10 protein-coding genes are annotated in these 11,743 nt (G+C 62.0%); 6 read left to right on the top strand and 4 right to left on the bottom strand.

Annotated features, from left to right (window positions below; genetic code table 11):
• Positions 1–11: 11 nt before the first annotated feature.
• The 4 genes from ISP18_RS15260 to hpnI form a co-directional block, all read right to left on the bottom strand.
• Positions 12–1,034 (bottom strand): flippase-like domain-containing protein, encoded by a 1,023-nt coding sequence (locus tag ISP18_RS15260; protein WP_380013722.1) that lies wholly within the window; start codon positions 1,032–1,034, stop codon positions 12–14.
• A complete protein-coding gene (hpnK, locus tag ISP18_RS15255; protein WP_380013719.1) occupies positions 1,031–1,876 on the bottom strand; it encodes a hopanoid biosynthesis-associated protein HpnK in 846 nt (281 codons plus the stop codon). The genes ISP18_RS15260 and hpnK overlap by 4 nt, the downstream gene beginning before the upstream one ends.
• A gap of 137 nt (positions 1,877–2,013) precedes the next feature.
• A complete protein-coding gene (hpnJ, locus tag ISP18_RS15250) occupies positions 2,014–3,441 on the bottom strand; it encodes a hopanoid biosynthesis associated radical SAM protein HpnJ (protein ID WP_380013716.1) in 1,428 nt (475 codons plus the stop codon).
• Positions 3,442–3,517: 76 nt separating this feature from the next.
• Positions 3,518–4,672, bottom strand: coding sequence for a bacteriohopanetetrol glucosamine biosynthesis glycosyltransferase HpnI (gene hpnI / locus ISP18_RS15245; RefSeq protein ID WP_380013713.1), 1,155 nt, complete (start codon positions 4,670–4,672; stop codon positions 3,518–3,520).
• Positions 4,673–4,755: 83 nt separating this feature from the next.
• Here hpnI and ISP18_RS15240 point away from each other — a divergent pair, with 83 nt between their 5' ends.
• From ISP18_RS15240 to hpnH, 6 genes are all read left to right on the top strand, one after another.
• Positions 4,756–5,319: a DUF2147 domain-containing protein gene (locus ISP18_RS15240; protein WP_380013710.1), complete on the top strand. Its 564-nt coding sequence runs from the start codon at positions 4,756–4,758 to the stop codon at positions 5,317–5,319.
• A 55-nt stretch (positions 5,320–5,374) separates the two neighbouring features.
• Complete coding sequence (mvaD, locus tag ISP18_RS15235) at positions 5,375–6,403, top strand: diphosphomevalonate decarboxylase (RefSeq protein WP_380013707.1); 1,029 nt, start codon at positions 5,375–5,377, stop codon at positions 6,401–6,403.
• On the top strand, positions 6,400–7,494 hold the full coding sequence (locus tag ISP18_RS15230) for a mevalonate kinase family protein (protein ID WP_380013704.1): 1,095 nt from the start codon (positions 6,400–6,402) through the stop codon (positions 7,492–7,494). The genes mvaD and ISP18_RS15230 overlap by 4 nt, the downstream gene beginning before the upstream one ends.
• Positions 7,495–7,588: 94 nt before the next feature.
• Positions 7,589–9,871, top strand: coding sequence for a hydroxymethylglutaryl-CoA reductase, degradative (locus ISP18_RS15225; protein WP_380013701.1), 2,283 nt, complete (start codon positions 7,589–7,591; stop codon positions 9,869–9,871).
• Complete coding sequence (gene idi / locus ISP18_RS15220) at positions 9,864–10,463, top strand: isopentenyl-diphosphate Delta-isomerase (protein WP_380013698.1); 600 nt, start codon at positions 9,864–9,866, stop codon at positions 10,461–10,463. Before ISP18_RS15225 ends, idi begins: the two co-directional genes overlap by 8 nt.
• A gap of 131 nt (positions 10,464–10,594) precedes the next feature.
• Positions 10,595–11,737, top strand: a complete 1,143-nt coding sequence (gene hpnH, locus ISP18_RS15215) for an adenosyl-hopene transferase HpnH (RefSeq protein ID WP_380013695.1) — start codon at positions 10,595–10,597, stop codon at positions 11,735–11,737.
• The last annotated feature ends 6 nt before the right edge of the window (positions 11,738–11,743 follow it).

The raw sequence follows: 11,743 nt of genomic DNA, 5'->3' as shown, positions 1-11,743 counted from the left end.
ATGGATTCTCTTCAGATGGGCGGCTGGCCGGAGCCGGCGCGGGCGGAGGTGCCGCCATACAACCGGCGCGCCTCGGCCCATTGCCAGGAGATCAAGGCAGGCAGGCCGAAACCCACTTCGCGCATGCGCTTGACCAGCGATAGCGCAACGGCGGCTTCGGCGGGCAAGCCGATCATGTTGCCGAACAGCACCAGGCCGCCTTCCTGCACGCCCAGGCCGGCCGGCACCACGAAGATGATATGGCGCAGGGCTTGCGTGACGGCTTCGATGGCGATCGCATCCCACACGCTGATCGGATAGCCGAGCAGGTGCAGCGCCAGCCAGGTTTCAAAGCTGCCCACCAGGTAGCCAACGAATTGCCATCCGGTGGCGACGATCAGGCGCAGCGGACGCGAATACTGTTCGCGAATTTCCTGATCCAGGTTCGCGCCATCGATCAACTCGGTGAGTGTCGAACGGCCGCCCAGCATTTTCTCGGCGAAGCCTTCCAGGCGCGAAAAGACCTTGCCATGACGCAGCAGGATGATCAGGAAGATCGGCAGCGGCAGGCTGGCGGTGAGCGCGGAAATCACCGTGCTGAACGCACTGATGCTCTGCGTCAGCTCGATCAGCAGGATGATGCCCAGCGCGGTGAACAGGTACTGGTTTACCAGCGTGAGCAGCACCTCCATGATCACGCTGGCTGCCGCGGCAGCTCCGCCGATGCCGCGCCATTTCACCAGACGAATGCCGATGATCTCCCCGCCAATGTTTGCCACCGGCAGCAGACGATTGCTGGCTTCGCGAATCGCGGCCACCCAGAACAGGAACGGCAGCGTGGCCTGCCGCTGTGGATCACGCGGCGCAATCAGCACGCGCCAGCCGATCACATCGAGCAGCAGCGGCAGCACGTGGAACGGCAACAGCCACAGTAACGGCCAGCCGGCGCGATCGATTGCCGTGACGATTTCGCCCCAGCCTTGATGCGCCACCAGTGCGATGGCGACACCGAGACCGAGCAGGCCGGCGATATAACTGATCAGTTTCATGTTCATGCGGCGGCAACCGGATCAGAGAAGCCTTCGCACAAGTGGTAGCGTTCGGCGATGGTCTGGCGCACGCGCGGCGACAGCAGCGCGGCGAGTTCGTCGGCATGGCGATATTCGGCCATGCTGTCGGTGATGTGTCCGTGCGAGGCTGGATGCAAGTACACCTCGGAAAGGCCGTCCGGAAGTCCGCGCAGAATGTCCAGCATCACAGTTTCATCCATGCCGCCGCTATGGCGGATGCCGAACACGTGATCGTTGTAGGCAACACCGGCGCGATCTAGACGCCAACGCATCAGCGCCAGCCACGGCCGCAGCCACGGCCCCATGCCGGGCTCCGACGGCAGACGAATCGCGCGCATGCCGTATTCGCGGCCGATGGTAAGCATCAGGGTCAGGATGGTGGGATGCAGATGAAAGTGCTTGTGTGCGTTGACGTGATCGAGCTTCAGGCCGGTTGCCGCGAATGCTTCGAACTGTGCGCGGATTTCATCGGCCAACTGACGCCGAATGTGCGGCAGAAAGAAGAAACGAAAACCGTTGCGCACCATGTTCGAATCGAACATGCCTTGGCCGTCGACCAGATCGGGAATGCGCGTGGGTGGCAGCATCGCACGACCATCGGCGAGCACGAGGTGCAATCCGACGGCAAGGCCTGGATTCTGTTTTGCACGCGCCACCGCATCGACAACGGCGGGTGCCGCGACCATCAAGCTGGCGGCGCGCAGTACGCCATCGCGGTAGCCGCGTTCAACCGCTTCGTTGACGGCTTCGTGCAGGCCGAAATCATCGGCAGTGACGATCAGGCGGGGACGTGCCTGCGTCGTAGCTTGTTTGGAGGGTGAATTCATCGGGGCATTCATGGGCATCTACGCATCGCTCAATCTTGCCCGGCCGTCATTCCCGTGAAAGCGGGAATGACGGCAAGGGAAAATTGGGCATGACGAGATGTTGAGTAGATGGCCATGCCCAACCGAAGACGCCAGGATTACGCCTCGTGCGCGCGCAGGAAGCGGAAGAACTCCACACCTTCGCGCAGACGGCGCTTCATCATGTCCCAACTGGTCAGCATTTCCTTGACGATTTCCCAGATCTTCGACGGGCGGAAATAGAACGCCCGGTAGAACTTCTCGACGCCGTGGAAGATGTCTTGCTTCGACAGGTGCGGGTACTCGATCAGCGCCAGCTGCACGCCCTTCTCGTTGACTAGGTTGACCGCTTCATTTTCCTTCAGCCAGCCGTTGTCCACTGCCTGCTTGTAGAGCGTGGTACCCGGATAGGGCGCCGCCAGCGACACCTGGATGGTGTGCGGATTGATTTCCTTGGCGAACTGGATCGTCTTGTCGATCGTTTCCTTGGTTTCGCCCGGCAAACCCAGGATAAAGGTGCCGTGGATGGTGACGCCCAGCTTGCGGCAGTCTTCGGTGAAGCGGCGCGCAATGTCGGTGCGCAGGCCCTTCTTGATGTTGTGCAGGATCTGGTCGTCGCCCGACTCGTAACCGACCAGCAGCAGGCGCAGGCCGTTTTCCTTCATGATCTTCAGCGACTCGTACGGCACGTTCGCCTTCGCGTTGCAGGACCAGGTCCAGCCCATCGCGCCGAGGCCGCGGGCGATCTCGTGCACGCGTTCCATGTTGGAGCTGTCGGTGAAGGTGTCGTCGTCGAACATCAGCTCCTTCACTTCGGGCATGTTCTCCTTGATCCACTTCGCCTCGGCGAGCACGTTCGCGGCCGAACGCGTGCGGTAGCGATGACCGCCGACCGTCTGAGGCCACAGGCAGAACGTGCACTTGGAGCGGCAGCCGCGACCCGTGTAGATCGACACGTACGGATAGTTGAGATACCCGATGAAGTAGTTGCTGATTGTCAGGTCGCGTTTGTAGATCGGCGCCACGAATGGCAGATCGTCCATGTTCTCGATCATCGCGCGCGGGGGATTGTGCTGCACGGTGCCATCGGCCAAGTGGTAGCTGATGCCGGTGATGCTTTCGAACGGACGACCTTCGGCTACTTCCTTGCAGGTGTAGTCGAACTCTTCGCGTGCCACGAAATCGATCGCGCGTGACGCGGTGAGTGAACCGGTGGGGTCCACTGCGACCTTCGCGCCGACCAGGCCGATCAGCACGTTCGGCTTGCGTGCCTTGAGCAGCTCGGCGAACTTGGCGTCGGTGGGGAACGAAGGCGTGCTGGTGTGGATGATCACCAGATCGTAACCCTCGGCGATCTTCAAGCTGTCTTCCACCGAGATCTCGTCGGCGGGCGCATCGAGGACGCGCGAATCGGGCACCATCGCGGCCGGCTGAGCCAGCCAGGTGGGATACCAGAAGCTCTTGATCTCGCGTTTGGCCTGGTAACGCGAACCCGCGCCGCCATCAAAGCCATCGAAGGAGGGAGCTTGCAGAAAAAGCGTTTTCATTACGGATGACTCCTGCGGGGGCGTTCAATGTGCCCGGGGACAGCAGATAGTTCAGATATTTAACCAGCCAAATAGTTTACGGCGCTGAACCGTCGCCACGTGCATGCAGTACCTGACCGCGCCATCTTACCTGCCAACCGGCGAGGGCAGCTGCCCATTCCATCAGCAATAAGGCGTCGCGGAGGGGAATCAACAGGACTTCATGCCAGGCGAAGGCTCGATCGCTGATGCGCCGCTGTAAAAAGTGTAGCAAAACCCGCGCGCCGCCACCGAGTGCCGCAAGGCCCACGCTGGCCGGTCCCGGCGCCAAGCACAGGCCCAGCAACAACAACGGTGACGTAAAGCACACGAAAGTCATGGCAAAACCCGCTGGTGCGATCGAGCGGATGGTGCGCAACCAGCGCAATTCATGCGCCCACAAATCTTTCAGATGGCTTTCGGCGACATCCGTACCAACCACGACGTCCGACAATACGGTGCGCAAGTCGGCGCGGCGGGTCAGCTCGCCCAGCCAGAAATCATCGGCCAGCGTATCGCGCAGTGCTTCGAAGCCGCCGATGGCCTGCAGTGCGTCGCGACGTAGCGCGATGGTCGAGCCGAACGCAAAGCGTGTCGAGCCGAACGCATGTGACAGCTTCACGGAAGGTGCGAACCAGTCGTCGATGAATAGACGGCCAAGCCGCGACCAGAACGAACGCACGGGAATGCCGTAGTAGAGGCAGGTGACGATGCCCACGCCGGGATCGGCCAGGGGCGCCGTTACGCGCGTCAGGTAATCCGGCTCCACGTAAATGTCAGCGTCCGCCAGCACCAGCAGATCATGCTGCACATGCGGCAGCATATTCATGAGGTTGCTGACCTTGAAGTTGGCGCCGTGCACGCGTGGATCGACCGCCAACGCGATGGACCGTTGCGGAAATTCCCGGCGCAGGCGCTCGACCACGGCAATGGCCGGATCGTCCGGATCGCGCACGCCGAACACTAACTGGTATTCCGGATGCGCCTGCTGGCAGAAGCTGCGCAGGTTTTCGTACAGCCGGGGCTCGGCACCATGCAGCGGCTTGAGTATGCTCGCCGGCTGTGGGGAGCCAGTGCGCAGCGGAACTCGCTGCGTCTTTCGCGATCCTTTCATCACTGCCCATAGCGCGACGCAGGCGTAGCCCGCTGCAGCGAATGCCAGCGCGATGCCGAGAGCGTGGAGCAGGGTGTCGATCAACCAGTTCGAAGACATAGGGTGTTTATGCTACCGGCAATGAATCGACACGAAGCGCGCACACATGGGGCCAGACCCACGACGATGCAAGAGAGCGGGCGATGAGGGCTGCTGGCCGCCGATGTGGTGCGTGGCTGGGCGCGCTGGCTTTTCTGCTGTTTTGGGGTGTTGCGGGTCATGCCGTGGCTGGCGGCGCGGATCCTTATGTGCCTGCGCCCTCGGCCGTTGCCGGCGACTGGTTGGTGGAAAGCCACGACGCCGTCATCCGTATCGAGCAGGTCGGTGACGAATACCAGGGCTACATCCTGTGGCAATTGCACGACACCTATGGCCCGGAAGATGGGCCGGAGCTCAACGGCAAGACCGTCACCGATCGCAATAATCCCGATCCGGCCTTGCGTTCTCGGCCACTGACGGGGCTCAGGCTGCTCACCGGGCTCAAGTTCGACCCGGACAGCAAGAAGTGGAAAGGCGGCCACGTCTATAACTCGGACGACGGCCGCACCTATAATTGCTGGGTTCGGCTGCGCGCCCCGGACCGGCTGCAGCTACATGGCTATATCGGCATCAGCCTGTTCGGCGGCAGTACCGTGTGGAGCCGGGTCACCATGAGGACGCCCGCTCCAGGCAGATTGCCATTCGTGCCGGATACGTCGGACAAGTAACTCATCTGACTGTCCGCACGATTAGTACCGAGTTCCCTTTCCCCAGCGAGACACCATGAACCGCGAACCACGCACCGATGCATCCGGTGAACTGCGCGCTGCTTCCCAAGCACAGCCCAACATCGCTCTGATCAAGTACTGGGGCAAGCGCGATGCCGCGCTGAACCTGCCGGTCGTCGGCTCCCTTTCCATCACGTTGGAAAGTCTGTGGACGCGTACCGAGGTGCGTTTCGTGCCGGGGCAGAAGCAGGATCGCGTGAGCCTCAACGGTCGCAGCGATGAAGCCGAAACCAGGCGCATCACCAAATGCCTCGATCTGCTGCGCGCGCGTGCCGGCGTCGATCATGGTGCCGAGGTCGCGAGCCGCAACAACTTTCCTACGGCAGCGGGATTGGCTTCGTCCGCTTCCGGTTTCGCCGCGCTGGTGCATGCTGGCGCACGCGCGCTCGGCCTGACATTGAGTCTGGAAGAACAGTCGGTGCTGGCGCGTCGCTGCTCAGGTTCGGCAGCGCGCTCCATCTTCGGCGGTTACGTGGAATGGGCGCATGGCAAGCTGGTCGATGGCACCGATTCGACTGCGCGGCCTTTGCTCGATGCCGCGGCATGGCCGTTACGCGTTGCGGTGGCGATTACTTCCACTGCCGCCAAGCAGATAGGTTCCACCGAAGGCATGCTTCGCACCGCGGAGACATCGCCCTATCAATCGGCGTGGATCGATACGCAGGAAGCGGATTTGAGTGTGGCGCGCAGCGCCATCCTAGCGCACGATTTCGATGCGCTCGCCAGCATCTCCGAATACAGCTGCCTGAAGATGCATGCACTTGCGCTGGCCGCGCAGCCGGGCTTGCTTTATTGGAACGGCGCAACGGTGGAATGTATGCATCGCGTGCGCGCATTGCGCCAGCAGGGCGTGCCGGTGTTCTTTACCGTCGATGCCGGCCCGCAATTGAAAGCCGTGTGTGCGCCGTCCGCGATCGAGCAGGTGAAAGCAGCCTTACGCGATGTGCCCGGCGTGCTGGACGTGCTCGATACCGGCCTCGGCGAAGGCGCGCGCGCGATCGCCACGGATATCGTGGAGGCATGATGGAGCTCACCGCCAGCGCCCCTGCCAAGCTGGTTTTGCTGGGTGACTACGCCGTGCTGGAAGGTGCGCGGGCTTTGGTGCAGGCAGTGGATCGCCGTGCCAACGTGCGTATCGTGCCGCGCGAGGATCATGCATGCGACGTCTATGCCCCCGATCTTGGCATCCGTGGCGCGCGTGCCCTCATCGGCCATGACGGCGCGTGGCAATGGCAGTGCGATGAGGCAAGCAAGGCCAAGCTCACCCTGGTCGATCACGTATGGGATGGTCTTCTGCGCGAAGGGCTGGCGCCGGTGTCCGGTCAAGGCTTCGATCTGCATCTGGATACGTCCGGCTTTTTCCACGCGGACGGCGTCTCCAAACTGGGACTCGGTTCCAGCGCGGCGCTCACCGTAGCGTTGGCTTCCGCATTGGCAACCTATGCAGGCCATGGCGACGCAATGGCGGATCGCACGCAGTGGATGCGTCGGCTGCTGCATATGCATGGCGGTTGGCAGGGTGGCCGCGGCAGCGGTGTCGACGTGGCGGCGAGCGTGGCGGGTGGTTTGATCGCCTATCAGCTTGTTGGTCCGACGCGCGAACCCACCTACGAGCCCGTGTCGACGGAAGGCCTGCATTGTCTGTTCGTGTGGTCGGGCCAATCCGTGTCGACCAGCGATTCGCTGCAACGATTGGCGCAGTGGCGCCAGCATCACGCAGGCGACTATGCCGCGCATATGAACGAGCTTGGTACCGTTTCTGCTGCGGCGATCGATGCGCTCAAGCAACAGCGCATCCCATCTTTCATTGGCCTTACAAAAGACTATGCGCTTGGGTTGCAGCATTTTGGCGCTGCGTGCGGTCTGGAAATCTATTCCCCCGCACAAAAACAGCTCGCCGATATGGCTTCCGGCACAGATGTCAGTTATAAGCCTTGCGGCGCGGGCGGCGACTTCGGTGTGGTCTTTGCCGAGGATGCAGAAAGGTTGGCGACATTTGAACGCGTCATTGTTTCGGCCGGTATGCACGTCGTTCCCCTGGGACTTGATTCCCGTGGGGTCAGTTGCCATATGCGTCCGGATGCGATCTCTCCCCCCGCAAGGATTTTGACGTGATCACAGCCCTTTTCAGCGTCATGGCTCACGTGCTGCATGCAACGTCGTGACGCAAGGGCAGTGACTTTCGACCTATCACGGAGTGCTTAAGGCTATGAGCGCCGAATCTTCGAGTGCCGAACGGTCCCGATTTCCCGCCTTTTACAAACTCTCGGTGTCCGACCGTGTGCGCATCATTCATGAGCGCGGCTGGTTGTCGGCCGAGGATTATCAAGCGCTCGTCTCCGGCGAGCACACGCTGAAGATCCACAAAGCCGACAAGATGATCGAGAACGTCGTCGGCGTGATGGGTTTGCCGGTGGGTCTTGGCCTTAACTTTTTGGTCAATGGCCGCGATTACATCGTGCCATTGGTGGTGGAAGAGCCGTCCATCGTCGCGGCGCTTTCGTCGGCGGCCAAGCTCGTGCGCGGCACCGGTGGCTTTACCGTCGAAAGCACCGAACCGGTGTTGATCGGCCAGGTGCAGGTGGTGGACGTGCCGCATTTGGCGCACGCTAAGGCCGCGCTGCTTCAGCGCAAGGACGAACTGCTCAACCTCGCCAACAGCTTGCATCCGCAGATGGTGGCGCGTGGCGGTGGTGCACTGGATCTGGAAGTGCACGTGCATCCACGCCCCGAAGGCGGCGACATGCTGGTGGTGCACCTGTTGGTCGACACGCGCGACGCGATGGGCGCGAATCTGGTCAACACCATGTGCGAAGGCATCGCCTCGCTGGTGGAAACGATGACCGGCGGGCGCGTGTTCCTGCGCATTCTTTCCAACCTTACCGATCGGTCGATGGTGCGCGCGCGCTGCGTGATTCCCGCCGATCAGCTCACCGGTAAAGGTTTCGAGGGCGAGGAAGTGCGCGACGGCATCATGCTCGCGAACGAATTCGCCAGCATCGATCCGTATCGCGCGGCCACGCACAACAAAGGCATCATGAACGGCGTCGACGCGGTCGCGCTCGCCACCGGCAACGACTGGCGCGCCATCGAAGCGGCCGCGCATGCGTATGCCGCGCGCGGTGGCCGCTACACCTCGCTCACGCGCTGGTACAAGGGCGAGAAAGGCGAGCTGATCGGTGAGCTCGACATTCCGATGAAGGTCGGCACTGTCGGCGGTCCGCTGCAATCCAACGCCACGGTGGCGCTCAATTTGCGCCTGCTTGGGGTGAAGACGGCGCGCGAGCTGGCCGAAATCATGGGTGCGGTCGGCTTGGCGCAGAACTTCTCGGCGCTGCGCGCGCTGGTCACCGAAGGTATCCAGCAGGGTCACATGACGCTGCATGCACGCAGCGTAGCCGTGGTGGCTGGTGCCACGCCTGAAATTTTCGACACCGTGGTGGAGCGCCTGGTGGAAAGCGGCGAAATCAAGATATGGAAAGCGCAGGAGATCGTTGATCAGGTGCGCAAGGAGTCGCGCGGCGTGCCCGCGACGACCCTCGAGCAGCCATCGGTGGATCATCGCGCCTGCGGTCACGGCAAGATCATTCTGCTCGGCGAACACGCGGTGGTGTACGGCAGCCATGCAGTGGCCGCGCCGGTGCCGCTGGCAGTACGTGCGGTGGCGCAGGACACCAAGTCCGGCGGCGTCGACATGTTCATTCCGCGCTGGGGCGTGGAATACCGTCTGCACCGCGACCCGGCGCATCGCGACTCGTTCCAGCGCTCGCTGGGCATCATCTTCGACGAGCTGCAGCTGACCGATCGCTCGATGCGCATCGAAGTGTTCCCGAACGTGCCGCGCGCGATGGGCCTGGGCGGTTCGGCCGCCATGGCCGTCGCCGTGATCCGCGCGCTCGACCAGCACTACAAGCTGGGCCTCTCCGATGAAGAGACCAACGCGCTGGCCTTCCGCTGCGAAGAAGTCGCGCACGGTTCGGCCTCGGGTATCGATAATACCGTCGCTACCTACGGCAAGCCGCTGCTATACAAGCGCGCCAGCAAGAAGGGCGAAGCACCGATGGTGCGCGAGTTGCATCTGCCCAAGCGCATTCCGCTGGTGATCGGCATCAGCGGCAAGGAAAGTCTCACCGCGGTGACGGTCGGCAAGGTGCGTACTGCGTGGCAGCGCAACCCGGCGCTGTACGACGGCATCTTCCAGCAGATCGACGCGCTCACGCTGCAAGGCGTGGAAGCCATGCAGCAGTACGATCTGGAACGCCTCGGCGACCTGATGAACATTTGCCACGGCCTGCTCAACGCGCTGCGCGTGTCGAGCTGGGAAGTGGAGGAACTGGTGCAGATCGCACGCGAACACGGTGCGCTGGGCGCCAAACTTACGGGTGGCGGCGGCGGCGGTTCGATCGTCGCGTTGTGCCCCCAGAATCGCGAAAAGGTAGCGGCCTCGATTCGCGACGCCGGCTACCAGGCGATGGAGGTCGACATTGGATAACACAGAACTGGAACGCCAGGAGTGGCGTGATTCGAACGAGGTAGTGTCGTTCGACGACGAGCCGCTGGTGCTGGTCGATCATGACGATCGCGAGATCGGCTTCCTCGACAAGGCCGCCGCGCACGTCGGTCATGGCACGCTGCATCGCGCGTTCTCGCTATTCGTGTTCAACGCCAAGGGCGAACTGCTGCTGCAGCAACGCGCGCCGGGCAAGCGTCTGTGGCCGGGTTATTGGTCGAACACCTGCTGCAGCCATCCGCGCCGTGGCGAAACGATCGATACCGCCATCCATCGCCGCCTGAAGGAAGAGCTGGGGCTGGCCTGCCCGCTCACGTACCTGTTCAAGTTTGAGTACCAGGCGCAATTCGACGCCGACGGCGCCGAACACGAACTGTGCTGGGTGTACGCGGGCCGCAGCGACGATGCGCCGACCGTGAACGTGAACGAGATTTCGGGCCTGCGCTACATCGCCCCCGATGCGCTCGATGCGGAAATGGCGGCCAAGCCCGAGGCTTTCACGCCCTGGTTCAAGATCGAGTGGGAACGGATTCGCCGCGAACATTCCGAAGTGTTCGCACCGCTCAAAGGTTAACAGCCGGGCAGGGCCGGCGATGCCACCCTGTCCAAGTGACGTATACTGTACCGAACAGGTAACTTTTTACGCCGCCGTCGCAAACCATGCCTGAGCTTGCAGCGAGCGTACTGACATTCCGGAGAAATCCCTTGGGTATCCCTCTTATTCAGCAAACCACGATCGCTCAATACATCATCAAGAAAAAGCTGAGTGGTCAGAAGCGCTACCCGCTGGCGATGATGTTGGAGCCGTTGTTCCAGTGCAATCTGGCCTGTGCCGGTTGCGGCAAGATCGACCAGCCCAAGGAAATCCTGCAAAAGCGCATGAGCGTCGAACAGGCGCTGGCCGCGGTGGACGAGTGCGATGCCCCGGTGGTGTCCATCCCGGGCGGCGAGCCGCTGATCCACAAGGAACTGCCGCAGATCGTCGAAGGCATCATTGCGCGCAAGAAGTTCGTGTACCTGTGCACCAACGCGATCCTCATGCCCAAGCACATCGACGAATACAAGCCGTCGCCTTACTTCACCTGGTCGGTGCACCTCGATGGCCTGGAGAAGCAGCATGACAAGTCCGTGTGCATGGATGGCGTGTTCGAGAAAGCTGTTACTGCAATCAAGCTGGCGCTGTCGAAGGGCTTCCGCGTGACGGTGAACTGCACGCTGTTCAACAGCGAGCCGCCGGAAGAAGTCGCCGATTTCTTCGACTACGCGATGGAACTGGGCGTGGAAGGCATCACTGTGTCGCCCGGCTACAGCTACCAGCACGCGCCGCGCCAGGACGTGTTCCTCGGCCGCACCGAGAGCAAGCAGCTGTTCCGCGACATCTTCAAGATTGGTAAGGAACGCAAGCGCAAGTGGGCGTTCAACCAGTCGGCGATGTTCGTGGATTTCATCGCGGGCAATCAGAGCTATCAGTGCACGCCGTGGTCCAACCCGACCTACAACATCTTCGGCTGGCAGAAGCCCTGCTACCTGCTGGTGGATGAAGGCTACGCCAAGACCTACAAGGAATTGATGGAAGACACCGAGTGGGAGAAGTACGGCGTCGGCATCAATCCGAAGTGCGACAACTGCATGGCGCATTGCGGCTTCGAAGGCACGGCTGTGGACGACATGTTCGCTCACCCGCTGAAGGCGCTGAAGGTGTCGATGTTCGGTCCGCGTACCGATGGCCCGATGGCGCCGGATCTGCCGGTGAAATACGGTAATCGCGCTGACGCCACTGCCATCCACATTCCGATCAGCTCGATCCAGCGCCGTAACACGGAGACGGGTGCCGACGCGAATCATTGAGCGTCG

This window comes from Dyella humi (assembly GCF_044904605.1).
Taxonomy (GTDB): domain Bacteria; phylum Pseudomonadota; class Gammaproteobacteria; order Xanthomonadales; family Rhodanobacteraceae; genus Dyella_B; species Dyella_B humi.
The sequence above is the reverse complement of the archived record's forward strand: the minus strand, read 5'-3'. Positions and strand labels throughout refer to the sequence as shown.

Excerpts from the sequence above, each read along its gene's own strand:
- hpnJ (WP_380013716.1), bottom strand. The coding sequence starts at position 3,441 with ATGAAAACGCTTTTTCTGCAAGCTCCCTCCTTCGATGGCTTTGATGGC.
- ISP18_RS15260 (WP_380013722.1), bottom strand. The coding sequence starts at position 1,034 with ATGAACATGAAACTGATCAGTTATATCGCCGGCCTGCTCGGTCTCGGT.
- ISP18_RS15225 (WP_380013701.1), top strand. The coding sequence starts at position 7,589 with ATGAGCGCCGAATCTTCGAGTGCCGAACGGTCCCGATTTCCCGCCTTT.
- ISP18_RS15240 (WP_380013710.1), top strand. The coding sequence starts at position 4,756 with ATGAGGGCTGCTGGCCGCCGATGTGGTGCGTGGCTGGGCGCGCTGGCT.
- hpnK (WP_380013719.1), bottom strand. The coding sequence starts at position 1,876 with ATGAATTCACCCTCCAAACAAGCTACGACGCAGGCACGTCCCCGCCTG.
- mvaD (WP_380013707.1), top strand. The coding sequence starts at position 5,375 with ATGAACCGCGAACCACGCACCGATGCATCCGGTGAACTGCGCGCTGCT.
- hpnI (WP_380013713.1), bottom strand. The coding sequence starts at position 4,672 with ATGTCTTCGAACTGGTTGATCGACACCCTGCTCCACGCTCTCGGCATC.
- ISP18_RS15230 (WP_380013704.1), top strand. The coding sequence starts at position 6,400 with ATGATGGAGCTCACCGCCAGCGCCCCTGCCAAGCTGGTTTTGCTGGGT.